This is a genomic window from Variovorax sp. P2_H12, from assembly GCF_056403395.1.
Genome location: NZ_JBFUFO010000335.1, coordinates 1 through 357, shown reverse-complemented (window position 1 = coordinate 357; position 357 = coordinate 1). Strand labels below are relative to the sequence as shown.

General features: G+C 66.9%; 1 protein-coding gene. It reads left to right on the top strand.

What is annotated here, in order from left to right:
• Window positions 1–357: thiamine pyrophosphate-dependent enzyme (locus tag AC1DYK_RS36385; RefSeq protein ID WP_478170688.1), on the top strand; the 357-nt coding region annotated here is incomplete at both ends.

Sequence of the window (357 nt, the reverse complement as noted above, 5' to 3'; positions counted from 1 at the left end):
GTCGAGAAGATGGCCGGACGTCTGGCAGCCGACCCGCACCCGATGCAGTTCATGGGTGCGCTGCGCGCCGTGCGCGACGTGCTACGCGACAACCAGCACGCGTACCTCGTCAACGAGGGTGCCAACGCCCTCGACATGGCGCGCAACGTCATCGACATGCACGTCCCGCGCCATCGCCTGGACGTCGGCACCTGGGGTGTGATGGGGATCGGCATGGGCTACGCGATCGCCGCCGCCGTGGAGACCGGCCAGCCAGTGATAGCCGTCGAGGGCGACAGCGCCTTCGGGTTCAGTGGCATGGAGCTGGAGACGATCTGCCGGTACCAGCTCCCCGTCACCACCGTGATCATGAACAAC